Here is a 25422-nt window from a genome sequence, read left to right as displayed (position 1 = left end):
ATTATTTATTAATATTTATAACTAATTATTATTGCAATTATGGAGAATAATAATTGAGTAAAATTAATATATTTCAAATGTAGGCTCTGTTATAGCACTACACAAGCTGTATTAAAAAGGGGGATGGGAAATGACTTATAACTTGAAACGGAAAAAAATAATTTCATTATTTGTATCAGTGCTTATGGTTTTAAGTATGATTTTTTCAGGGAATGCATTTGCTGCTTCTGAAGACATTAAGACCATAAATATACTATCCTTTAACGATTATCATGGACAGGTTTTGGAAGGCAAGAAGGAACCTGGCATGGCAAAGTTTGCAAAAGCTATAAAAGATTTTAAGAATAGTAATAAGAACACTATAGTAGTTGCAGCTGGAGATCTTTATCAAGGATCCGCCATATCTAATTTAAATGAAGGTGCTCCAATAAATGAAATGATAAATAACTTAGAGGTTATGGCTTCAGCTTTAGGAAATCATGAATTTGACTGGGGAATAGATAAAATTGAAAAATGGGCTAAAGAAGGAAATTTTGAATGGTTAGCTTCTAACATATATGATAAAAATACACTTAAGCCTGTAGCTTTTGCAAAACCATATAAAATGGTAGAAGTAGATGGGGTGAAAATAGGATTTATAGGACTGGCTACTCCAGAAACTACTTACAAAACAAAGTCAGCTTATATAAAAGATTTAGAGTTTAGAGATCCTATTAAATCAGCTAAAGAATGGGCTGAAAAGCTTAAGAGTGGAACATTAGAGGAAGGAAAAGCTGATATAGTTATAGCTCTTACTCACTTAGGTGCTTTTCAAAATAAGGATAGTAAAGTTATCACAGGAGAGGCAGCAGATTTTGCCAAAGCAAGTACTTATGTAGATGCCGTAATAGCAGCACATACACATCAAACTGTATCAGGGAAAGTTGAAGGAATTCCTGTCGTTTCAGCTTATTATAATGGAAGAGCTTATGGCAGATTGGAAATAAAATACGATTTAAATACAAAAAAAGCAGAAATAACACCCTATGCTGTAGATTTAATAGGTTCAATAGGTGAATTAAAAGAAGATACAGAAGTTAAAGCTATAGCTGAAAAATATAAAAAGTTATCAGGACCAAAGCTTAATGAAGTTTTGGCTGTTACGGATAAGGATTTAGTTCATGATAAATTAAGTGGTCCTTCAATACTTGGTGAGTGGATATGTGAAGTTATGGCAAAGGCTACAAATTCTCAAATAGCTATAACTAATGGTGGAGGAATAAGAACTTCATTAAATAAGGGCGATATAACCATGGGAAATTTATATGAAGTTATGCCATTTGACAATACATTGTTTACTATGGATCTTACAGGTACAGATATAAAGAAGGTTATAGAAAATGGTATAGGAAATGACAAGATTGGCTGGGTTCAAGTTTCAGGATTAAAGGTAAAATATGATTTGTCAAGGGCATTTGGAAACAGAGTAACTGAAATGAGCCTTATGAATGGAACGAAATTAGATATGAATAAATATTACAAGGTAGTAACTAATGATTTTATGGCCTCAAATGGGGATGAATATGACTTTTCAAAGGGTAAAAATAAGTTAGATACAAATATTCCAGTAAGGGATGCATTGATAAATGAATTCAAGGCTTCTAAAAAACTTTCACTAGTTAAAAAGAATTATCTACAAGAAGAGAAAAAGGTGGAAGGTCCAACGATACCAGTAATACCACAAAAATCAGTTATATACACTGTAAAATTAGGAGATACATTATATTCTATAGGGACAAAATATAATGTTGATTATAAAGAAATTGGAGAAATTAATAATATAAATAACTTGAATTTAATATTTGTTGGACAAAAGCTTATTATTCCTCAAAATTAATGTTGGTTTTTAAATATAATTACTCTAAACAAATAATAAAGGAACTTGAATAACATTTTCAAGTTCCTTTATTACTTTTATCCTAAATTTCTAGAAGATGAATGAGTCACATAAGCAGTGCTTTTAGATTGTGAGTACACTATCCAATACAAGAATCCCACAAGAACTGAGCCGCCTACTATATTTCCAAGCGTTACCCAAAATAAATTATGAAATATATTTGACATGTTTATGGTTGAAATGGCTGAAGAGTTAAGTCCAGAAGCCGCTATGTAAATATTATTTCCCTTAGATAGTAAGCCTGCGAATAAATAATACATATTGGCTACGCAGTGTTCAAAGCCTCCTACTACAAAAGCCATTATAGGAAACCATATCATAAAAATTTTCCCTATTATATCCTTAGCAGCATAAGCTCCCCATACCGCTAAGCTTACCATAAAGTTACAAAGTATTCCGCTAGAAAATGCCTTTACCGCAGTTAATGAGCCTTTAGTGTAAGCGACTTTTAGTGCATAGCCTCCTAATTTTCCTCCATTTATATCAAAGGAACCACTAAGACAAAGCAAAGCCACTATTAAAAGAGCACCTAAAAAATTTCCGAAGTATACTATAATCCAATTTTTAAGCATAGCTTTTAAATTTATTTTCTTTTCGAGTATACCTGTAATCATAAGTGAATTTCCCGTAAAAAGTTCTCCGCCGCATATTATAACTAATATGAGTCCAACGGGGAAAACTGCGCCTGCCATAAATTTAGAAACCGAAACATTTGATATGCTGTGAGAAGCTACTGCTGCAGCAAAACCTCCCATAGCTATAAATGCACCCGCAAGTATTCCAAGTATAAGAGTTTTTATAAAGGTTGAGTTTGTTTTTCCCACAGCTGTAGTTACTGCTTCAGGGCATAATTCCGACCATTTTAACATCTGTTTATCCATAATATATCCCCCTATTTATTATAGTTAATAGTGAAAAGTTGGTAGTCGATTATCAGTTGTAGGTAGCAAGTAAACGGTTACTGATATTTTAGACGTTAATAAATAACTATTCTTTTACAAAGGTATACAGTATAAAATGAAAATTATTATAGTCTTTATTATACTGTAAAAACATCTATAAATCGTCTATATAAATTTAGCAGCGCTTAGAAAATGTGAAAAAATTAAAAATGTTAACACAATATTGAAATTGTATGTATTTTTTATTTTTAATTTATAGTTGACAATTGGAAATTAATAATACAAAATTGCTATTGTAATTTAATGTATTTGCAAATATTCATATTAAATTATACTTGGTATTAAGATAATGGAGGAGAGAGTATTATGATAAAGAATTTTTTAGAAAAGAGTCCAGAAATTCAAGAATCCTGTTTTATAGCAGAGAATGCTTCGATAATAGGAGATGTAAAAATAGGAGAAAATTCCTCGGTGTGGTTTGGATCGGTTATAAGAGCAGAATCAAATAATATAATTATAGGAAGAAATACTAATATACAAGATAATTCGACTTTGCATGAAGAGAATGATGCTCCTCTTATTATAGGAGATAATGTTACCGTAGGACATAATGTTATATTACATGGTTGTGATATAGAAAATAATGTAATAATAGGTATGGGTAGTATAATATTAAACAATGCAAAAATAGGAGAAGAAACCATTATAGGGGCGGGAAGCTTAGTTACTGAAGGAAAGGAAATCCCATCGGGAGTTTTATGCCTAGGAACTCCTGCAAAAGTTATAAGAAATCTTACAGTAGAAGAAATAAGCAAAATAAAAAGAAGTGCTGAACACTATAGAGAGCTAGCATCAGAATATAAAGGTAAATAAAGTTACTTCCTATTAACTATAAATCACTTAGAAATTGAAAATCTGCAATTTAAAGTTATAAATTAGTGTTTAATATCTCTAAAGCTGGTTATAATTAATAAAAAATAAATATAGAAGGTGAAAAAATGAATAAGGTTTTGTTAATAGGAAGGCTAGCTAAAGATTGCGAGTTAAGATATGTAGGAGAAGATAATACAGCGGTTTTAAATTTTACATTAGCGGTACAAAAGCCTTTTTTAAACAAAGATGGAGAAAGAGATGCAGATTTCATTCCGATAGTTTATTGGAAAAAAGCAAGTGAAGCATTATCACCTTATCTTAAAAAGGGTAAGGTTATAAGTGTTATGGGGAGAATAAATATCAGAGCTTTTACTAAAGAAAATGGTGAAAAAAAATATTCAGCTCAAGTAGTAGCAGAACAAATACAATTTGTAGATCTATTTAAACATAAGGAAAAAGCAGAATAAATATATTGACGATAATTCTGTCTCCCTATAATATAAGAATGTAAAGGATAAATATTATTATAGGGAGATATGATTTATGAAGGATAAAAAGTGCATTAAATGGCGATTTGTGATTAAAATTGTAGTAATTTGTTTATTGATAATACAATTGTGTTATTTGATAAAGCATAGAACAGCTCTTCAAGGGATAAATAAGGAGTACTTAGAAAATTTTATAAAAAGCCAAGGTGCTTTATCAAAGTTTATATTTGTAGTATTATTTGCTCTTAAACCACTTATAATAGTTATACCTTCTATGATTATGACCATAGTGGGAGGAAGTTTGTTTGGACCATTACAAGGACTATTATTAAGTTTAATAGGATTTTTTTTATCAGGAACCTTAGCTTTTTTTCTTGCAAGATTTTTAGGTGAATCTTTTGTAGACAGAATAGTTAAAGGAAAAGGTATAAAAATAGATAAGATAATAAATAAAAATGGAATTTCTATCATAGCGCTTATAAGATTTGTACCTGTATTTCATTATGACATAGTAAGCTATACTTTAGGACTTACTAAAATAAAATATAAAGATTATATCATAGGATCCATATTAGGGGTGTTTATAGAAACTGCAGCTTATGCATATTTAGGAGAAAATATATTTAATCCTCATTCTCCTCAATTTATATTATCTATTGTAATAATAGTTATTATAGGAGCTTTAGGTTGGTTTTTGGTAAAAAGAGGCTCTTTTAAGTAAAGTAGTATGGTTTATTGCCGATAAATAAAGTATTGATTTTTATTAATAATTTGATTTTGAGGTGATAATTTATGAGATTGATGCAAAATATGTCTTCACAAAGAATATATAGACAATATCAAAAGTCTTTGGTAAATCAAAGCAAAGCGTTAAAAAATATATCTTCTGGAGAAAAGTTTACAAAGGCTGGGGAAGCGCCAAATGAAATAGCTAAAAGCGAACGAATGAGACTTCAAATAAGAGGGCTTCAAATGGCTCAAAGAAATGTACAAGACGGAATAAGTATGATGCAAACCGCAGATAGCGCACTAGATTCTATGACAAATACTATACAAAGAGTGAGAGAACTTTTAGTACAAGCAGGAAATGGGTCAAATAGTCCTGAAGATAAAGAAACTATACTAAATGAAGTAAAACAGATGATAGCTGGCTATGATGATATAGCTAAAAACAGTGAGTTTAATGGTGTGCCTTTGTTTGAGCCGCAGAATGGTATAAACAGTGTGAAAATGCAATTGGGAGCCAATGCTTATGAAAATACAGAAATAAAATTTTATAATTTAAGAGCGGGAAATCTTAATTTGGATGAAATTGTAGGGTTTGTAGAAAAGGATGAATTTGGAAAAGCTCTGGTAAAATCTGATTCAGTTATAGAAAATTTGAGTAATGTTCGAAGTGAATATGGAGCATTAGATAATATGTTTGAAAATTGTTTTGAAGGGTTAGGAGAATTTGAACTAGTAACTCAGGCAGCGGAAAGCGCTATAAGGGATACAGATATAGCAGAAGAAATGATGGAGCTTACTAAAAATAATATACTTGTAGATTCGGGTAATGCGATGATGGTTCAATCTAATAAATTGCCACAAGAGATACTTAGAATACTTGAAAATGTAAAAAGCAGGTAAGTGATATAGGCAATCAGTATGAAAGCTGATTGTCTATTTTTTTGTTTAAAATTAAATAAAATTTAATTAAATAAAAAATAAAATTTATTTAAAATTAGATGAAAAATAGTAAATTATGTAGTATAATTGCATAGTATAGGAAAATATTTCATTAAATTGTTAAATTAATAAGTGTATTCCAGTGAATCATAATACACTAAAATGTGAGTGTATTATGCCATATTATCACCAATAGCCTTAAAATGCTTTAATTATTAGAAAAAGTTAAAAAAAATTATTATTTATTTAAATATTTTTAAATAAATGATAATTTGCACTATACAAAAGTTTAGTTTTATTGTAAAATTGAAACGTATTTTGAATTTAATGTAATAATTTTAGAAAATTATACAAAACATTGGGGGATGATAATTTGAAAATTTCCAATCTTTCGCCAGATCAGCTTACATATGAAGTAATAAAAAAAGGATTAGATGCTTCTACAGAAAGAAGTAAGACCCTAGCTAATAATATTTCAAATATAAATACAAAAAACTATAAGAGAAGATATGTAAGCTTTGAGGAAACCTTAAAACAAAATAATGGAGAGTTGAGTTTAAAAACTTCTAACGAAAAACATTTAAGTTATGATGCTCCTATGGGAGAAATTACTGTAAAAGAAGATAAGACAAGCAGTATGAGAGAGGATGGTAACAATGTTAATTTAGATTTAGAAAAGGTTAATCAAGCGGCAAATGCTCTTATGTATAATGCTATGATTGCTCAGCTAAACAATAGAATTTCACAAAGAAGAATTGTGGTTAATGGAAAATAGTAATTGATCAATAGTAGCTTATAACTAGTCAGTAAAATTTAAATTAAATTTAACAACGATGAGGTGGATTACAATGAAAGCATTTGATAGTTTAAGAATAAGTGCCAGCGGATTATCAGCTGAAAGATTGAGAATGGATACCATTTCTTCTAATATAGCCAATGTTTCTACTACAAGAGGAAAAAATGGAGAGCCTTATAGAAGAAAGATAGCACTATTCCAGGAGAATTTGACAAGGGAAGTGGAGAAAACTACTGGAAAGGAAAAAGAAAGGCTTTTAGGAGTAAAGGCAGTAAAGGTAGCTGATGATCCAACAGAGCTTAGAAGAGTGTATGATCCAACTCACCCAGATGCGGATGAAAATGGATATGTACTGATGCCAAATGTAAATATGTTAAATGAGATGGCTGATATGATAGCTGCAACTAGATCATATGAGGCCAATGTAGATGCAATAAATTCAGAAAAATCTATGTTTTCTAAGGCTTTGGAAATAGGAAGGTAGGTGAAAAATAATGAAAATAAATGAGTTTGCTCCATCCAGTTCCATCTTTAATGATATGAGAATGCAAACGGATAGAGAAAATAAAACAGATGAAAAAAGTAGTGGTTTTTCCTCAGTACTTAAAGATAAATTAGATTCAATAAATGAAAAACAAATAACTGCAGAAAATACCACGCAAAGCTTTATTAGTGGAGAAGAAGTAGATGTACATAAGGTAATGTTAGATGCGGAAGAAGCTAAGCTATCTTTAGAACTTGCAGTTCAAGTAAGAAATAAGATAGTTGAAGCATATCAAGAACTTAATAGAATGCAATTATAGTAAGGAGTGCTAGTGAATGAACAAGCTATCCCAATGGATTAGCAACCTAAAGACAAAATTATCTGAATTGAGTACAAAAAAGAAGATAGCTTATGGAATTATCTTAGTAAGTATTATAGCAGTTGTTATATATGGAATTATTTCAGCAAGTTCTACTAAATATGCTGTTCTTTTTCAAAATGTAGATTCTGATGATTCAGGGGCAATTTATACTAAGCTTAAGGAAAAAAAAGAGGATTTTAAGGTAGAAGGCAATACTATATTAGTTCCTAAAGATAGAGTTGATTCCTTAAGAATGGAAGTGTTAGCTGAGGTGCCTATGACTAATGGAAGTCAGGGATTTGAGCTTTTAGATAAAAGTAAATTTGGCAGCACAGATGCAGAAATGAAAATAAACTACCAAAGGGCTCTTCAAGGAGAAATTGAAAGGACAATAAAAGCCTTTCCAGAAATAGAAGATGCAAGAGTGCACTTAGTACTTCCTGATGATAGTGTTTTTGTTAAGGATTCTACACCAGCAAAAGCTTCGATTACATTGAAAATGAAGCCTGAGAAAAAGCTTACAAAAGATCAAGTAAAGGCTATAGTTTCTTTGGTATCTGGAAGTGTAAAAAATTTGCCTAAAGAAAATGTTGAAATAAATGATACGAAAGGCAGCTTAACACAAAACCTTTTTGAAGATGATAAGTTTGAAGCATCTTCTTCAGCTGAAAAGCAGCAGTTATTAGAAAAGGATTACGAGAAAAAGCTTGAAAATAAAGTTATGGATATGCTTTCAGCTGTATATGGACAAGATAAGGTAAGAGTTATTGTAAATGCTGATTTGAATTTTGATGCTCAAGAAACAGATAAAGTAACTTATGATCCTAAGAATATAGTAGTAAGTGAAAAAAATATAAAAAATACCGAAAAGGGTACAGAAGGCCAAATAACAGGAAGTCCTGTAGATGATAATATGAATAATACAATCCAGAAAAACGCTGATGGCAGTATAACAACTCATGAAGAAAATACTAAAAATTATCAGATATCTGAAAGCAAGGAAAAGGTAATAAAAGCACCTGGTGATGTTAATAGGCTTACAGTTTCTGTAATATTAGATGGTGTGATAGATAATGCCACAAGGGCATCTGTTAGTAATAGTGTTATGTCTGCTGTAGGATATAATCAAACTAGAGGAGACAGTATCAGCGTAGAAGGATTAGCCTTTGATAAAGAATTAGATAATAAGGTTAAAGGCGATTTAGAAGCAATGGAAAAGGAAAAAGCAAAGGCAGCTGTTATGAAGAAATATGGATTAATAGGAATTGGAGTAATTTTATTATTAGCATCAATAATAGGAATAATTTTATGGAGAAGAAGTCATAGAGAGGAAGAAGAAGAGATTTTACCACTAGATCATATAGATACTGTTATAGATGATGAAATTGAACTTGAACAAGTACCTAAATTTAAGCCTATAGAATTAGAAACAGAAACTGAAATTAGTCATACAGAAAATGAAATAAGAAAATATGCTATACAAAAACCAGACCAAGTGTCAGAAATAATAAAATCTTGGTTAGCAGAAGATGAGAGGTGATTTAAATGCATACAGGGGTAGATGTGGAAAAATTAACTGGAGTACAAAAGGCTGCAATACTTTTTATAACTTTAGGCCCAGAAGCTTCTGCTGGAATTATAAAAAAGCTTCCTGAATCAGAGATACAAAAGATTACCTATGAAATAGCTAATATAAGTACAGTTAAATCGGAACAAAAGCAAAGTATATTAGAAGAATTTATACAAATGAACAAAGCAAAGGATTATCTTGTAGAAGGAGGACTGGATTATGCCAAAACCCTTCTAGCTAAGGCATTGGGAAGCCAAAGGGCAATTGAAATATTAGATAAGGTAACTGAAGCTACACAGCAGTTTAGACCCTTTGCTATTGCAAGAAAGGCAGATGCAAATCAGCTTTTAAATATTATATCTAATGAACATCCTCAAACTATAGCACTTATACTTTGCCATCTTCAGGCAGATAAGGCAGGACAAATTTTATCTGAGTTATCTGAAGAAGTACAAGCAGATGTAGCTTATAGAGTTGCTACTATGAGTAATACTTCTCCTATGGTGTTAAAGGAAATAGAAAAGGTGTTAGATAGTAAATTATCTTCTGTAGTTAGATCAGAGATGAAGGCTATGGGAGGAGTTCCAACTATAGTTGATATATTAAACCAAGTAGATAGAACTACAGAAAAGAATATAACAGAGGCTCTAGAAAGAGAAAATCCTGAACTTGCAGAGAAAGTTAAGTCGTCTATGTTTGTATTTGAAGATATTATTACATTAGATGATGTATCAATACAAAGAGTATTAAGAGAAGTAGAAACAAAAGAACTTTCATTGGCGCTTAAGGGAGCTTCAGAAGAAGTGGCCAATTGTATATTTAAAAATCAATCTAAAAGAGCGGCTGCTTCATTGAAAGAAGACATGGAGTTCTTAGGACCTGTAAGACTTATGGATGTTGAAAAAGCGCAGCAAAAAATTGTAGGCATTATAAGAAGACTCGACGAGGCTGGGGAAATAGTAATTGCAAGAGGTGGAGAAGATGCAATCATCGTATAGCGTGATAAAGGGGACCAGCGTAGTTAATCAAGGTAAAAAAGAAATAATAACAGAATATATCCCTAAAATGCAAAAGGAAATCACTGAAGAAATTTGTTCTAAAGATAAAATTGAAGAAGTTTATACTAAGGATATAGTTGGAAGTTATGAAGCTTTAAGTGACTCTATATTAAAGCAAGCTAGAGCTGAAAGAGATGATATATTATTTCAGAGTTATAAGGAAGCAGAAAAAATACGAAGTGAAGCATATAATGAAGCTTATCAAATAGGATATGCAGAGGGAAAAAATAAGGGATATAGTGACGCATATGAAGAAGGATACAAAAAAAATATTGAAAAAGCAAAAGATGAAAGAGAATTACTAATAAAGGAAGCACAAAATACTTCAACTAAAACTATAGAAAGTGCTAAAGCTGAATATTTGAGATATCTTGATGAAAAAAAAGATGAAATAGTGGAAACTGTTAAAAATATAGTAGAGGCAGTGTTTAAAAGAGAGATAAAAGAAGAAGATAGCTTAAATCACATGGTATTAGACGTACTAGACGTAGCTAAGGGAGCTAAATCAATAATAGTAAGATGTAATCAAATATATGGACAAGAGTTAAAAAACACTATAGATATTTGGAAGTCTCGTGAGATATTTAAGGGAGAAGTATTTGTAATATTAGATGAGACAATGCCTGAAGGAAATTTAATAATAGAAAAAGATAATGGAAAAATACTCATAAGCGCAGACAAAGCCTTAGAAAAAATAGAGGAAATACTTCTTTCTGAATAATCAAGTAAATAAGAGGGTACGGTATGGAAGCATTAAAGTTTCAGCTTATAAATAAAAGAGTTAAAGAAACTACCTTTTATCATATGGAAGGTATTGTTAAAAAAGTAATAGGACTTACTATAGAAGCAGAAGGCATAAAATCTTTTATTGGTGAAGTTTGTATTATATACAATGAAAGAAATAATCCAATAGATTGTGAAGTTGTTGGTTTTAAGGATAAAGATGTGATACTAATGCCACTGGGAGAACTTATAGGCATATCACCAGGTTGTAGAGTAGTTCCTACTGGCAAACCCTTAAGTGTAAAATGTTCAGAAGAGCTTTTTGGAAAAGTTTTAGATGGACTAGGAAGACCACTAGAGGGTGAAGAAGCAAGATATGGAGTTTACTACCCACTAGATACAGCTCCGCCAGATCCTATGAAGAGAAAAAGAATAAAGGATATAATTCCAACAGGAATTAGAGCTATAGATGGTTTTATAACCTGTGGGGAAGGACAAAGAATAGGAATATTTGCAGGAAGTGGTGTTGGAAAAAGTACAACCTTAGGGATGATAGCAAAATATGCTGAAGCAGATGTGAATGTCATATGTCTTATTGGTGAAAGAGGAAGAGAAGTTTTAGATTTTATAGAAAGAGATCTAGGACCTGAGGGCATGAAGAAAAGTATAGTGATATGTGCAACTTCTGATAAACCAGCTCTTTTGAGAATTAAGGGAGCATTTACAGCTACAGCTATAGCAGAGTACTTTAGAGATAAGGGAAAAAAAGTAATTCTTATGATGGATTCAGTAACTCGATTTGCAATGGCGCAAAGAGAAGTAGGTCTTGCTATAGGGGAGCCTCCAGCAACTAAAGGATACACACCATCAGTTTTTGCAATGCTTCCAAGACTTATGGAACGATCAGGAATGTCTGATAAAGGTTCTATAACAGCATTTTATACAGTGCTTGTAGATGGAGATGATTTTAATGAACCTATTGCTGATGCAGTTAGAGGTATATTGGATGGGCATATAGTTCTTTCCCGTGCGTTAGCAGCTAAAAATCATTATCCAGCCATAGATGTATTAAACAGCATTAGTAGACTTATGAATGAAATTACAGAAGAAGAGCATAAAAATGCTGCTGCAATTTCAAGGGATCTGATGGCAACTCATAAAGAGTCGGAAGATTTGATAAACATAGGAGCTTATGTTAAAGGCAGCAATAATAAGGTAGATATGGCTATACATTATATAGACAGTATAAATAAATTTTTAACACAAAGAGTAGAGGAACAGACAGAGTTTAATGATACTATAAATTGGCTAAAATCAATGTTTAAATGATTCACAATTGAGATGAGGTAGTTATATGGAGAACTATAAATTTAGGCTTCAAAAGCTTTTAAACATAAGAATGGATAAAGAAGATGAATCTAAGAGAAATTTTAAAGAAGTTCAAAAGGAAAAGGTAGAAGTTGAAAATAAATTAATACATCTTCAGGAGAATTATAAGAAGTACTGCAACTTATGTGATAAGCGAAGTATAGTAGAGCAAAAAATAAAATATCAATATTTATCAGCATTAAATGTGGGAATAAATCAAACTTCAAGAGAGCTTAAAAATAAGGAAAAACTTTTAGATAATGCTCGTCAAGAATTGAATCAAAAGCAGATAGAACGAAAAATTGTTGAAATATTGAAAGAAAAGGGATATGAAGCATTTATAAAAGAGAAAAATTTAATTGAACAAAAAACTAATGATGAATTTGCACTTTATTCTCACATAAAAGCTATCCAAGGGAGGTGAAACAATTGAATGTAGTATTAGGAGAAATCACAACTAATTTTAATATAAAGAATGTAGAAACTCCTAAAAAGCCAGAAGATACTAAATTTAAAGATGAGTTTTCTAAAACTTTAGAAAATAAGTGTAAGTTATCTTCTAAGGAAACGAAAAAAGATAATTTCCAAAAACCTAAAAATGAAGGTGAAGAAGTAGAAGAAGATTTAAATTTAGATATAAGTAGGATTAAGGATGAACTTAAAACAGCTGGAATAAGTGAAGAAAAATTAAAAAATGTAAATTCTATAGAGGATTTAGAAATACTTATAAAAGAAGATTTATTAAATACACAGGAAGCTGATATTTTACCACAAAATATTATCTCAGTAATGGAAACATTAATATCAAATTTTCTGAACGAAAATACCACTAATGAGGAATTAAGTAAATTAAAGGAATTAGTGATATCTAACGTAGAAACTTTAATTAATGATGTAAATTTAGATAATAGTTCCAAAGATGAACTTAACTCATTATTAGAAAGTCTTAGTAAGAACTTTCCTGAAGATAAAGTACATAGTAGTCTGTCAGACTCTTTTAAGCAAAATTTAAAGGAAGAACTTACACTTCTTGTAAAAGAAGCTAAAAAAGCTTTAAACAAATTTCCAAATAAAAATGAAGTTGTATTTGAAAATCATGAAGTAAGTTTAAGTAAACATGCTAATGTAATATCCAATAATACTAATGTAGTACTTAATAATACTAAAGAAAATAAAGATGTTTTTTTAAATTTACATGATGGCAAGTTTTCACAAGAAGAAAGCTTACTTAAAAATTTATCTAAGGACTCCTCAAAAGATAACAAAATTACAAATGCAGTAAACTTTATTAATCACTTAAAAACAACTGTAGAAAATGTACAAGTACCAGCAGAAGAAAATATAGTTATAAATAAATCTACTTTTGCAAACGACATATTAAAAACAGTCAAATATATGGAAATCAACAATCTCAAAGATTTAACTGTAAAAATTAATCCTAAGGAATTAGGAGAAATAATAATAAAAGTAACTATAGAAGGAGGCATCATGAAGGCAAACGTTACTGCTCAAAATAAGGAAGCCTTCAATTTATTAAACGCTCATCTTTCAGAGTTAAATGATAAATTACAACAAAATAATATACGTGTTCAAAGTCTTAACATAAGTATATACGAAGACACAACTTTTTTTAGGGGACAATCTGAGCATGAAAATAGTGGAAAACAACAAAATAAGAAAAATAAATCAGATTCTCCAGGAATACAAGGACTAGATGTAGATGAGGTATCAAGCTCAAGTGAAGAATTAAATAATGTAAATTTATTTGCTTAAGGAGGTGAAAAAATGGCAGAAAGTACAGGTGTTAATACTCAAAATCAAACAAATTCATCTACCAAAACAAATTCATCTACCAAAACAAATAGGGGTACCAAGATAATAAAAGCTGGGCAAGAATTAGATAAGAATGCGTTCCTGCAAATACTTTCGGCAGAGCTTGCTAATCAGGATCCATTATCAGGTGGAAAAGATGGAACAGAATATGTAGCTCAAATGGCTCAATTTGCAAACTTAGAGCAGATGACGAATCTAAATACTTCTATGAAGTTTTCTGGAGCATCAAGTTTAATTGGTAAAACAGTAATGCTTGATTCAATCAATGATAAGGGAAAGTATCATATAGGTACAGTTACTGGAATATCTAAAGATGGAAGTATAGTAAGGGTAAATGTAAATGTAGGTAAAATAAAGCTTGATGATGGTACAGAAGTAGATGATATAAGACAATTTATGTATGAATCTGTTATAGAAGTTGTAGAAACACCAGATGGTTCTGGAGATAATGTGAAACCGCCAGATGGTTCAGAAGATGATAATGAAAGCAAAAATGCTTAAAAGACGAAAATATTTTAAATTGGAGGTTATATGAAATGATACGTGCAATGTATTCAGGTATAAGTGGGCTTAGAGCAAATCAAACTAAGTTAGATGTAATAGGTAATAATATAGCAAATGTAGGTACTACAGCTTTTAAAAATCAGAGAATAAGATTTCAAGATATGTTAAGTCAAAATGTTAGACAAGCTACAGGACCGGGTAGAAATCTAGGAGGTACTAATGCAAGCCAAGTAGGACTAGGAGTACAGGTTGCAGGGATTGATACAACTATGACTCCAGGTAATATGCAGACTACTGGAGGAACACTTGATACAGCTATAGATGGAGATGGATTCTTTGTAGTAGGTAAGGGACCTACGGATGCAAAGATTGTTATTAAAAAAGATGATATGACTGCAGATACAGGTACAACAATGGAAACTATGTTTACTCGTGATGGGTCTTTTACATTAGATTATAATAGTAATTTAGTAAACTCTGATGGATTGAGAATAATGGGATATGCTACTACAGCAGATGGTAAAACTTCTATTAGTTACGGTAGTGATGGAAAAAGAACAATGGAATTTGTAGATTCCGAAAGTGAAGATTTAAAAGCTGATGAGCAACAGCTTGTACCTTTAGCTATACCAGATGAAATTGAAGATGGAGGCGAAAAGCTAAAAGTAAAAAGTTTTTCTATAGATAAAAATGGAGTTATAAAGGCTGTACTTAGTAATAACAAAGTAACAGCCCTTGGCCAAATTGCTATGGCATCTTTTAAAAATACAGAAGGTATGACAAAGTTAGGCAAAAATTTATGGCAAAACTCAGCAAACTCTGGAGAAGCAATTTTTAGAAATGGAGTAGGAACCGATGCTACAACTCCTAATGATAGTGGATATGGAGATATGCTTCAAGGAATGCTTGAAATGTCCAATGTAGACTTAGCGGAGCAGTTTTCAGAAATGATAGTTGCTTCCCGTGCTTTCCAAGCTAATGGAAAGATAATAACAACAAGTGATGAAATACTACAAGAGTTAGTTAATCTTAAGAGATAGTTTTAATTGAGAATTTTTGTTGTTGAGTATTAATCAAATGTATGAAAATTTCCCTTGAGGGGAATTTTCATACTATGATTAAAGCTTATAATTAAAACTCTAGTGACAAGGAGGTCAGAGTGATGATTGAAGTTACGGGATTAGATCGCAAAAAGTTTATACTTAATGCAGAGCATATAGAAAAAATAGAGTCTGTTCCTGAAAGCCTCATTACTTTAGTTAATGGAAAAAAGTATTTGGTAAAGGAATCTTTAGATGAAATATTAGAGAGAGCACTAATATACAAAAGAAAGATATTTTCCATGAACTTACAGGAGGCAACTAAAAAATGAAGAGAAGAGACATATTGACAGTAATAGGTATAACAGTAGGATTTGCAATGATGCTATGGGGTATGGCAATGGTAAGTATTACAGAATATAATATAGGACAGCTCAAACTTTTCTGGGATATACCATCTGTAATAATCACTGTAGGAGGTTCATTTTGTGCACTTTTGATTGCCTACCCATTCAATACTTTTAAAAGATTATCTAAAATAATATTTCAGACATTTAAAGAAAGTGAAAAATCTGCACCAGATACAATAGGTGAGTTTATATCCCTTTCAAGAAAAGCAAGAAGAGAAGGACTCCTTTCTTTAGAGGATGAAATAAGTTCTATAGAGGCAGAGTTTTTAAGGAAGGGACTTCAAATGGTAGTGGATGGTATTGAACCAGAAACTATAAGAGAAATAATGGATTTAGAGATTTCTGAAATGGAAAGACGTCATAAAGAAGGAGTAGATATGCTACGAACTTGGGGAGGGTATGCACCGGCATTTGGTATGGCAGGTACTCTTATAGGACTTATACAAATGCTTGGAAGTAATTTTTCAGATCCAAGCCAAATAGCATCAGGTATGGGAAAGGCACTTATAACTACATTTTATGGTTCATTAATGGCATACCTTATATTTAATCCTATGGCTGCAAATTTAGCTTTGAAAAGTGAGCAAGAAGTAGCTATAAGAGATATGATGTTAGAAGGAATACTTTCTATTCAATCAGGTGTAAATCCAAGAATAGTTGAAGAAAAACTTATGTCTTATTTATCACCTGAAGAAAGAAAGAGCTATACAGTATCTGCAAAAGCAGAAGGGGTGGCTGAAAATGGCTAGAAGAAAAAGAGGGGGTAGCGATTCAGGAGGAGCTAATAACGAATGGATTGCAACCTATTCAGATACAGTAACATTACTTTTGACCTTTTTCATTTTACTATATTCTATTTCAAGTGTAGATACTCAAAAGCTTAAACAAGTAGCTTCTGCATTTCAAAGTGTTTTGTCTGGAGAAAGTGGGCATACAATATTTGATTTTAACATGAAAAACGGGGATGTACCCATGGTAGGGGAAACAGTAGACCTAGGGTCTGATACTGGTGGAAGAGAAAATGAACTTTATGATAAAGTAAGAGATTTTGTTGATCAAAATAAACTTCAAAATACTGTAAGTGTGAAATCAGACAGACGAGGAGTATCATTGGAGTTAAAAGATAATGTACTTTTTGAAACTGGACAAGGAGAAATAAAGGATTCTAGTTTGCCAATACTTGAAAAGCTAAATAAGGTGATATTAAACTTACCTAATGAAATAGTGGTAGAAGGACACACAGATAATGTACCTATAAGCAATTATAAATATAGCTCTAATTGGGAGCTTTCTACAGCTAGAGCAGTAAATGTGGTAAGATACTTTGTTGAAACTAAAAAACATAATCCTTCTAGATTTACTGCAGCAGGATATGGAGAATTTAAACCTTTATATCTTAATGATACAGAAGAACATAAGGCAAGAAATAGGAGAGTAAATATAGTAATTGTAGCCTCAGAAAAGGAGAATGATAGCAAATGAGTGAGAATACAGCCAAAGAAGGGAAAGGAAAGAAGTCTTTCAAAGTTATAATAATTATAATTGTCATAGCTTTAGCTATATCTGGAGGAGTTTTTGGAGGATATATGCTGGTTAATAAAAATAACAGTCAAGCAAATGGAAATAATATGCAAGTAGTAAATAATAATTTACCTTCTCAAGTGGCTTCAGCACAAACAACTGTAAATGGAGCAATTCAGCCTGCAATAAGTGATTACACATTTGAACTTGGCGAATTTTTAGTAAATCTTTCAGATGAGGGAGAAAAAAGATTTGTAAAGACAAATATTCATATAGGATACAGCAATAAAAAGCTTGTAAAGGAACTTCAAAGTAAGACCCCAATGCTCCGAGATGCAATTAATAGTGTATTAAGATCAAAAAAAGCAAAGGATTTTACTCCTAAAGGAACAGAAGATATAAAAGTTGAAATATTAAACAGAATAAATCCAATGTTTAAAGAAGGAAGATGTGAAAGCGTCTATTTTAATGAAATATTAGTTCAATAAAACTAAAGAATAAAGGTATAGTATATATGGATTTACAATTTTTGTCAACTTTATTTAAATTAATATTATTCCTTCCCTTTGTACTTATGCTTATATATATATTCATAAAATATGGGGGAGGGAAACTCCAAGATCTTCAAAAGGGAAAATATATGAAAGTATTAGATAGGCTTCCACTATCCAAAGAAAATAATATTTTAGTAGTAAAGATTGGAGAAAAGGCCTATGTAATATCTAGTACTCAAGGGAAAATAGAAATTATTTTTGAAATACCTAAAGAAGATATAATTAAAATTGAGTGCTCAAGGGAAATTCCAGAGTACCATAGCATAAAGGATTTAATTTGTAAACTAAAATCTAAAAAGGAAGATAAAGATGAAGAAACTAAATATTAAAAATGTAGGAGTTTTAGTGGGAACAGTATTAATTGCAGTATGTTGCGTACTTATATTTTCATCTAAAATTTATGCAGCTCCAGCAGATGTGCCAATTCCAAGAGTAAATATATCTTTAGATGGTGCAGGGGATTCTAAAAATTACGTAGATAATATAAAGCTGCTTATAATGCTTACAATACTTACATTACTTCCTTCTTTTATAATAATGATGACTAGTTTTATAAGAATTACAGTTGTATTTGGATTTTTAAGAAATGCTATAGGTACCCAGCAATCGCCACCAAATCAGGTACTTATAGGATTAGCACTGTTTTTAACTGTATTTATTATGACTCCTGTATATAATGAAATTAATGCTAAGGCTTTTACGCCATATATGGAAAATAAAATAAGTCAGGAACAAGCTATAGAGATTGGAGCAGTTCCACTAAGACAATTTATGCTAAAGCAAACTAGAAAAAAAGACTTACAGCTTTTTGTAGATGTGGGTAAGATAAATAAAGATGTGACAGCCAATGAAATGCCTCTTTACATAGTAATTCCAGCTTTTATAATAAGTGAATTAAAAACAGCTTTTCAAATAGGATTTTTACTTTTTATTCCGTTTTTAATTATAGATCTTGTGGTTGCAAGTATACTTATGTCTATGGGGATGATGATGCTCCCACCGATAATGATTTCATTACCATTTAAACTTCTTTTATTTGTAATGGTAGATGGATGGCACCTCCTAGTAAAATCTTTAATAATGAGCTTTAAATGAGGTGATTAATAAATGAGTGAAAATATGGTAATAGGGGTTGTAAAAGATGCTATACAAACAGGACTTATAGTAGCAGCACCAATACTTGGGATTTCAATACTGGTAGGTCTTATTGTAAGTATATTTCAAGCAACAACACAAATACAGGAACAAACACTAACATTTGTGCCAAAACTTATAGCTGTAGCAATAGTTGGACTCCTCACAGGAAGCTTTATGCTTCATCAGCTTGTAAATTTTACGGAGAGAATATTTGCATTAATTTCAAATATAATACAATAAATCATTGGGGTGTTTTAGTTGATAAATATAGCATATTTTACAGCACTTATCTTGGTATTTTTAAGACTTATTAGTTTTTTTACTGTAGCTACTGGACTTTTCCCAAAAGGAACACCGCCAATGGCAAAAATAGGTGTAGCAATTATATTATCGTACATAATTTTACCAGGTGTAGACTTTTCTCAAATAAATTCTATTTCAAATATGATAGTTTTTATGGCAAATTGTATAAGTGAAGTTACCACAGGAATAATACTCGGGTTTATAACTGAACTTTGTTTTATGGCAGCTAAATTTGCAGGAAATATGATGGATCTTCAATCAGGATTAGCTATGGCAAGTATGTTTGATCCTAATTCAAATAGTAATGCAACTTTAATTGAAAGACTTTTATATTGGATAAGTCTTGTAATATTTTTTATAGTAGATGGACATCATATTTTGATATTGCAGCTTATTGAAAGTTTTAAATGGGTAACTCTTGGCAAGTTTATACTATTTCAAGGTTCAGCAGGAATTATGATAGAAGCATTTATAAGCTTTTTTATAATTGGATTTAAAATGGCAATACCAATTATATTAATTGTAGTCATAACAGATTTAGTTTTAGGACTTATGTCAAGAACTGTCCCTCAATTAAATGTTATGATACTAGGACTTCCAGTTAAGATACTTATATCGCTAGCAAGTTTTTTATTTGCAATGCCCATATTTTTAAGCTTAATTGGAGATGCATTTAGTGTAATGACAGAGGTTTTTAAAGGAATATATAATACATTACCAATGATGCCAGTATTATTTATATTTGCTTCAGATGATAAAACTGAGGAAGCTACACCTCATAAATTAAGTGAAGCAAAAAAGAAGGGGCAGGTAGCTAAGAGTAAAGAGGCAAGCTTGGCACTTACACTCTTAGCCTGTACATTAGTTATAACGGCATTAGGAAATTATATAATAGAAGGACTTGAGAAAACTTTAATTCATTTTTTAACTAATTTTTTAAATATGGAATTATCTTATAATAATTTGTTTTACATAACATTTATTACTTTACTAAGAATTGCAATGCTTGTATTGCCTGTAATGATATCTATTATGGTTGTGGGAATAGCTGCCAATCTTATGCAAACTGGAATTATGTTTACAAAGGAGCCTCTAAAACCTGATTTTAAAAAGTTAAATCCCATAAATGGTATTAAAAGAATGTTTTCTAAGAGAACTTTAGTTGAATTAGTAAAAGATGTGTTATTGATAACAGTAGTAGGGTATATAGGATATAAATTTATAATGGAAAACTACACAAAAATCTTGAATTTATATAATTTGAGATTTGGGGTTCTTGTAGAAGCCATAAGAGAATTAATTCAAAGTATATTTTTCAAGGTTACTTTGGTATTAGTAGCAATAGCACTAGGAGACTACATTTTTCAAAGAAGACAATTTAAAAAAGATATGAGAATGACAAAGCAAGAAGTGAAAGAAGAGTATAAGCAACAAGAAGGGGATCCTCAGGTAAAAGGAAAGATAAAACAAAAGCAAAGAGAAATGGCAATGAGCAGAATGATGCAGAGTATTCCAGATGCATCAGTGATCGTCACAAATCCAACTCATTTAGCTATAGCACTAAGGTATAAACAAGGAAAAGATGAAGCTCCAAAGGTAATAGGAAAAGGAGCAGATTATATAGCATTAAAGATAAAAGAAAAGGCAAGAGAGTATGAAATACCAATTATTGAAAATAAACCATTAGCTAGAATGATATATAAAAAGGTTGAAATAGATGAAGAAATACCTGTAGAGATGTATCAGGCAGTAGCTGAAATATTGGCAGTTATAATGAAGAGTAAATAGTCGATGATAGTTATTAATTGTTAACTAAAAAGTGAGGAGAATTAATGTGGAAAACACAGGCAGAAAGTTTAACATAAAAAATAATATAGACATAGTAATAGCTTTTGGAGTTATAGCCATAGTAATGATGATAATAATTCCTCTTCCATCATGGTTTTTAGACGTACTTTTAGCATTAAACATTACTATTTCAGTGGTTATAATGCTTTTGACTATGTTTACCACAGATGTATTACAATTTTCATCATTCCCAACTATGCTTTTAATTACAACATTATTTAGATTAGGACTTAATATATCTTCTACAAGGCTTATATTATCTGAGGGAAGTGCAGGAAGTGTAATAGAAGCCTTTGGAAGTTTCGTAGTAAGAGGTAATTATGTAGTTGGAGTAATAATATTTTTAATTATAGTAATAGTTCAGTTTGTTGTAATAACAAGTGGTGCTTCAAGAGTTTCAGAGGTATCAGCAAGATTTACGCTGGATGCTATGCCAGGTAAGCAAATGAGTATAGATGCAGATCTTAACTCAGGACTTATAGATGAAACTGGAGCAAGAGATAGAAGAAAAAAGCTTCAGCAGGAAGCAGACTTTTATGGATCTATGGATGGTGCATCTAAGTTTGTAAAGGGAGATGCAGTAGCAGGACTTATAGTTACAGGTATAAATATTCTTGGTGGAATAATAATAGGTGTTTTGATGATGAATATGGATGCTGCAAAGGCAGCAGCAACCTTTACGAGACTTACTATAGGAGATGGACTTGTAAGTCAGATACCAGCACTTTTAATATCCACAGCTTCAGGTATACTAGTTACTCGTTCAGGAAATGAAGATAACTTTGGATCTGTTGTGGGTAATCAGCTTACAGCATTTCCAAAGGTAATTGCTATGGCATCTGCAGTACTATTTTTTATGTTTTTAATACCAGGACTTCCAAAGCCACCATTTTTAATACTTTCTATAGCTTGTGGAGTATCAGCATACATGCTTTACAAGGATGAAGCTGCAAAGGTGATAGAGCAAATAGAATTGGAAAATCAAGAAATCACTGAAATACAAGCTAAGGAACCTGAAAATGTAATGAACCTTATTAATGTCGAGCCAATGGAAGTTGAAATAGGCTATGGAATTATACCACTAGCAGATGAGGCATCAGGAGGGGATTTACTACAAAGAATTACTTCAGTTAGAAGACAATGTGCTATTGAAATGGGAGTTGTAATACAACCTATAAGAATAAGAGACAACCTTCAACTTAAAACTAATGAATATGTGATAAAGATAAGAGGAACTGTAATTGCAAAAGGAGAGCTTATGCCTAGTATGCTTTTATGTATGGATCCTTCAGGAGAAGTGGAAATGCAGGGGATAAAAGCTATAGAGCCAGCCTTTGGACTTCCGGCTATTTGGATTAATAATGATAAAAAAGAAGATGCAGAAATAAAAGGCCTTACAGTAGTAGATCCAACAACGGTCATGGTTACTCATTTAACTGAAGTTATAAAAACTCATTCCTATGAGCTTTTAGGAAGACAAGAGGTTAAGGTTATCATAGATTCAATAAAAGAAAAATATAGTACAGTAGTAGAAGAACTCATACCAGATCTTATGACAATAGGGGAAGTACAAAAGGTTCTACAAAATTTATTAAAAGAGAGAGTATCTATAAGAGATATGGTAACAATACTTGAATCTTTAGCGGATAACTCAAGAACTACAAAAGATATAGAAGTATTAACTGAATATGCAAGGTTTTCCCTTGCAAGAAGTATATGTAATTCCCTAATAGATGAAAATAATTCTATAACAGTTATAACTTTATCACCACAAATTGAAGACATAATAGCAAATAACATACAAAAATCTATGCAAGGTTCTTTCCCAGCGGTGGATCCAGAAACCACAGGAAATATTTTAAATTCTTTAAGAAATATAATAGAAGGTACTTTCTTTTATGAAGGTCAGCCTGTGATATTGGTATCGCCTAAAATAAGACCAGCATTTAGAAAACTTACAGAAATGGTATTCCCAAATTTATGTGTACTTTCTATAAATGAAATACCAAATGATGTGGAAATTAAAGCCGAAGGAGTTGTAGCTGTATAAGATGATGATAAGAAAATATATTGTAAATAGCATGAGTGAGGCTATGAATATAATAAAGTATGAGCTAGGGAAAGATGCAGTAATAATAAGTCAAAGAAAAGTAAAAAAACCAGGATTTCTTGGGTTTTTTCAAGGGAAAGTATTGGAAGTTACTGCAGCAGTAGATAATAGAGCTAAAGGAGCTTCTAAAAAGGAAGAAGAGAGTTTTGGGGCTTTGAAAACTTTAATTAAAGACAAAGCTTCTATGGATATAAATCATAAAGCTGTAGAAGTAGAAACTGATGGAATTAATAAAGAGCTTTTAAAAGAATTTCATGAAATGAAAAGTATGATGAAGAATATGATAAATATAACATCTGAGGAGAAAGCTTCAAAGAATAAGATAAAAGAAAAGCTTCAATCAAGTGATATAGAACCTAAAATCATTGAAGAGATATTGGCAAAGCTTCCTAAAGAAGATGAGGAAAATATAGAGGCAGTTAAAAAAATACTTTACCAAAACATTGAGATAGAAGAGAAAACATTAAGTGATATAGTAGTTTTAGTTGGGCCCACAGGGGTTGGAAAAACTACTACAATAGCAAAGATTGCAGGACGATTAGCACTTCTTGAGAAAAAAAAGGTAGGACTTATAACTATAGATACATATAGAATTGGAGCTGTGGAACAGCTTAAAACCTATGCAGACATAATGAATATACCTTTTAAGGTGATATTTTCTATGAAGGATATTGAAAGCGCAATGGAAAGTATGAAAGATTGTGACACTATTTTAGTTGATACTACAGGAAGAAGTTCTAAAAATATAATGCAAATATCTGAACTAAGAGCCTTTATAGAAAAAATAAATACAAAAGACATTCACCTAGTTATAAGTGGAGTAACAAAAAATAGGGATATAAATACAATATTGGAAGGATATAAAGTGTTAGAATATAATTATGTTATAGTAACAAAGTTAGATGAGACTACAACTTATGGCCCAATTTTAAATATACTAAACACTGCTAAAAAGCCATTAAGTTTTATAACTATTGGCCAAAATGTTCCAGACGATATTAAAATACCTTCTAAAGATGAAATAGTGAATCTAATTTTAGGAGAAGATAATGTATGCTAGATCAAGCGGCAAACTTAAGAAAACTTATACAGCAAAGGCAGGAGGATAAGGACGTAAAAGTTAAAACGGCACCACGTATAATTACTGTTACCTCTGGAAAAGGGGGAGTTGGTAAAAGTAATTTAGTTGTAAATTTGGGAATTTCTCTTCAAAAGCAAGGATATAAGGTGATGATATTCGATGCAGATGTTGGTATGGGAAATGACGATGTACTTATAGGATATATACCTAAATATGATATATATGATGTTATATTTAAGGAAATGAAAATAAATGAAGTTTTAATAGAAGGCCCATTTGGAATAAAGCTTTTGCCAGGGGGAAATGGATTTTCAAAAATAGATGAAATTTCAGATTCACAAAGAGAAGAATTTATAAGCAAATTAAGAGAAGTAGAAGATATAGATTTCTTGCTTATGGATACAGGTGCAGGAGTAAATAGAGATGTACTAGCCTTTGTGGCATGCTCAGAGGAGCTTATACTTATAACTACTCCAGAACCTACATCCCTTACAGACGCATATAGTCTTTTAAAGGCTGTAAGACATTTTAAATTAAAGGATAAAGCCTATGTAGTTGTAAATAAATCATTTAACTTAAAGGAGTCTATAAGTACCTATGAGAGATTTAGAAGTACTGTAGCTAAGTTTTTAAATATGGAATTAAATTATTTAGGACATATTCCTGAAGATAGAAAGCTTACAGAAGCAGTAAGAAAACAAGAACCAGTAGTAATAAGTGCACCTTATTCAGAATCATCAAGAGCAATAGAAAAAATAGCAGAAAAACTTATAGGAATTAATACATCCAAGGATAGTGCTTCTGTAAAAGGTTTATTTAAAAAGCTATTTGCTATCTTTTCATAAAATATAAAC

General features: G+C 31.1%; 28 protein-coding genes. 27 read left to right on the top strand and 1 reads right to left on the bottom strand.

The features are described from left to right. Positions 1-130 precede the first annotated feature (130 nt). Positions 131-1876, top strand: a complete 1746-nt coding sequence (locus tag CRN98_RS02570; RefSeq protein ID WP_097025861.1) for a 5'-nucleotidase C-terminal domain-containing protein — start codon at positions 131-133, stop codon at positions 1874-1876. A gap of 77 nt (positions 1877-1953) precedes the next feature. On the opposite strand, the gene CRN98_RS02565 is transcribed toward CRN98_RS02570, so the two are convergent. Next, complete coding sequence (locus CRN98_RS02565; RefSeq protein WP_097025860.1) at positions 1954-2817, bottom strand: formate/nitrite transporter family protein; 864 nt, start codon at positions 2815-2817, stop codon at positions 1954-1956. Between the two features lie 387 nt (positions 2818-3204). Between CRN98_RS02565 and CRN98_RS02560 the strand changes: the two genes are divergently transcribed. The 26 genes from CRN98_RS02560 to CRN98_RS02435 all read left to right on the top strand — a co-directional run bounded on the left by CRN98_RS02560 (position 3205) and on the right by CRN98_RS02435 (position 25413). Then, positions 3205-3711, top strand: a complete 507-nt coding sequence (locus CRN98_RS02560; protein WP_097025859.1) for a gamma carbonic anhydrase family protein — start codon at positions 3205-3207, stop codon at positions 3709-3711. A 125-nt stretch (positions 3712-3836) separates the two neighbouring features. Continuing rightward, positions 3837-4178, top strand: coding sequence for a single-stranded DNA-binding protein (locus CRN98_RS02555; RefSeq protein WP_097025858.1), 342 nt, complete (start codon positions 3837-3839; stop codon positions 4176-4178). Positions 4179-4254: 76 nt separating this feature from the next. Next, complete coding sequence (locus tag CRN98_RS02550; RefSeq protein WP_097025857.1) at positions 4255-4920, top strand: TVP38/TMEM64 family protein; 666 nt, start codon at positions 4255-4257, stop codon at positions 4918-4920. Between the two features lie 71 nt (positions 4921-4991). Then, a complete protein-coding gene (locus CRN98_RS02545; protein ID WP_097025856.1) occupies positions 4992-5828 on the top strand; it encodes a flagellin in 837 nt (278 codons plus the stop codon). Between the two features lie 412 nt (positions 5829-6240). After that, a complete protein-coding gene (gene flgB, locus CRN98_RS02540) occupies positions 6241-6642 on the top strand; it encodes a flagellar basal body rod protein FlgB (protein ID WP_097025855.1) in 402 nt (133 codons plus the stop codon). A gap of 73 nt (positions 6643-6715) precedes the next feature. Beyond that, positions 6716-7147: a flagellar basal body rod protein FlgC gene (gene flgC / locus CRN98_RS02535; protein WP_097025854.1), complete on the top strand. Its 432-nt coding sequence runs from the start codon at positions 6716-6718 to the stop codon at positions 7145-7147. 55 nt (positions 7148-7202) lie between these two features. Further along, on the top strand, positions 7203-7466 hold the full coding sequence (fliE, locus tag CRN98_RS02530; RefSeq protein ID WP_423237079.1) for a flagellar hook-basal body complex protein FliE: 264 nt from the start codon (positions 7203-7205) through the stop codon (positions 7464-7466). Between the two features lie 16 nt (positions 7467-7482). Then, a complete protein-coding gene (fliF, locus tag CRN98_RS02525; RefSeq protein WP_097025852.1) occupies positions 7483-9048 on the top strand; it encodes a flagellar basal-body MS-ring/collar protein FliF in 1566 nt (521 codons plus the stop codon). Between the two features lie 5 nt (positions 9049-9053). Further along, complete coding sequence (fliG, locus tag CRN98_RS02520) at positions 9054-10076, top strand: flagellar motor switch protein FliG (protein ID WP_097025851.1); 1023 nt, start codon at positions 9054-9056, stop codon at positions 10074-10076. Next, positions 10060-10857, top strand: coding sequence for a FliH/SctL family protein (locus CRN98_RS02515; protein WP_097025850.1), 798 nt, complete (start codon positions 10060-10062; stop codon positions 10855-10857). The genes fliG and CRN98_RS02515 overlap by 17 nt, the downstream gene beginning before the upstream one ends. Positions 10858-10880: 23 nt before the next feature. Next, on the top strand, positions 10881-12188 hold the full coding sequence (fliI, locus tag CRN98_RS02510; RefSeq protein WP_097025849.1) for a flagellar protein export ATPase FliI: 1308 nt from the start codon (positions 10881-10883) through the stop codon (positions 12186-12188). A 25-nt stretch (positions 12189-12213) separates the two neighbouring features. Next, positions 12214-12651 carry a flagellar export protein FliJ gene (gene fliJ / locus CRN98_RS02505; protein ID WP_097025848.1) on the top strand — a complete coding sequence of 146 codons (438 nt, stop codon included), beginning with the start codon at positions 12214-12216 and terminating at the stop codon, positions 12649-12651. 5 nt (positions 12652-12656) lie between these two features. Beyond that, entirely contained in the window at positions 12657-14000 is a 1344-nt protein-coding gene (locus CRN98_RS02500) for a flagellar hook-length control protein FliK (RefSeq protein WP_097025847.1), read from the top strand. A 12-nt stretch (positions 14001-14012) separates the two neighbouring features. Then, entirely contained in the window at positions 14013-14561 is a 549-nt protein-coding gene (locus tag CRN98_RS02495; protein WP_097025846.1) for a flagellar hook capping FlgD N-terminal domain-containing protein, read from the top strand. A 35-nt stretch (positions 14562-14596) separates the two neighbouring features. Next, complete coding sequence (locus CRN98_RS02490) at positions 14597-15604, top strand: flagellar hook-basal body complex protein (protein WP_097025845.1); 1008 nt, start codon at positions 14597-14599, stop codon at positions 15602-15604. Positions 15605-15726: 122 nt separating this feature from the next. Then, complete coding sequence (locus CRN98_RS02485; protein ID WP_097025844.1) at positions 15727-15936, top strand: flagellar FlbD family protein; 210 nt, start codon at positions 15727-15729, stop codon at positions 15934-15936. Further along, positions 15933-16763 (top strand): motility protein A, encoded by an 831-nt coding sequence (locus tag CRN98_RS02480; RefSeq protein WP_097025843.1) that lies wholly within the window; start codon positions 15933-15935, stop codon positions 16761-16763. The genes CRN98_RS02485 and CRN98_RS02480 overlap by 4 nt, the downstream gene beginning before the upstream one ends. Further along, positions 16756-17496, top strand: a complete 741-nt coding sequence (locus CRN98_RS02475) for a flagellar motor protein MotB (protein WP_097025842.1) — start codon at positions 16756-16758, stop codon at positions 17494-17496. Before CRN98_RS02480 ends, CRN98_RS02475 begins: the two co-directional genes overlap by 8 nt. Then, the gene (locus CRN98_RS02470; RefSeq protein ID WP_097025841.1) at positions 17493-18023 is read left to right on the top strand and encodes a flagellar basal body-associated FliL family protein; all 531 of its coding nucleotides are present in this window, start codon (positions 17493-17495) and stop codon (positions 18021-18023) included. The genes CRN98_RS02475 and CRN98_RS02470 overlap by 4 nt, the downstream gene beginning before the upstream one ends. 26 nt (positions 18024-18049) lie before the next feature. Then, on the top strand, positions 18050-18418 hold the full coding sequence (gene fliO / locus CRN98_RS02465; protein WP_097025840.1) for a flagellar biosynthetic protein FliO: 369 nt from the start codon (positions 18050-18052) through the stop codon (positions 18416-18418). Next, complete coding sequence (gene fliP / locus CRN98_RS02460; RefSeq protein ID WP_097025839.1) at positions 18399-19184, top strand: flagellar type III secretion system pore protein FliP; 786 nt, start codon at positions 18399-18401, stop codon at positions 19182-19184. The genes fliO and fliP overlap by 20 nt, the downstream gene beginning before the upstream one ends. 12 nt (positions 19185-19196) lie before the next feature. Then, positions 19197-19466, top strand: coding sequence for a flagellar biosynthesis protein FliQ (fliQ, locus tag CRN98_RS02455; RefSeq protein WP_097025838.1), 270 nt, complete (start codon positions 19197-19199; stop codon positions 19464-19466). An 18-nt stretch (positions 19467-19484) separates the two neighbouring features. Then, positions 19485-21317 carry a fused FliR family export protein/FlhB family type III secretion system protein gene (locus CRN98_RS02450; protein ID WP_097025837.1) on the top strand — a complete coding sequence of 611 codons (1833 nt, stop codon included), beginning with the start codon at positions 19485-19487 and terminating at the stop codon, positions 21315-21317. A 46-nt stretch (positions 21318-21363) separates the two neighbouring features. Next, positions 21364-23427 (top strand): flagellar biosynthesis protein FlhA, encoded by a 2064-nt coding sequence (flhA, locus tag CRN98_RS02445; RefSeq protein WP_097025836.1) that lies wholly within the window; start codon positions 21364-21366, stop codon positions 23425-23427. Between the two features lies 1 nt (position 23428). Then, a complete protein-coding gene (gene flhF, locus CRN98_RS02440) occupies positions 23429-24547 on the top strand; it encodes a flagellar biosynthesis GTPase FlhF (protein WP_097025835.1) in 1119 nt (372 codons plus the stop codon). Next, a complete protein-coding gene (locus CRN98_RS02435) occupies positions 24541-25413 on the top strand; it encodes a MinD/ParA family protein (RefSeq protein ID WP_097025834.1) in 873 nt (290 codons plus the stop codon). Before flhF ends, CRN98_RS02435 begins: the two co-directional genes overlap by 7 nt. Positions 25414-25422: the final 9 nt, after the last annotated feature.

The organism is Clostridium peptidivorans (assembly GCF_900205925.1).
In the GTDB taxonomy this organism is placed as follows: domain Bacteria; phylum Bacillota; class Clostridia; order Clostridiales; family Clostridiaceae; genus Clostridium_AK; species Clostridium_AK peptidivorans.
Note: the sequence above shows the minus strand (reverse complement) of the source record. Positions and strands in the feature narration are given on the sequence as shown.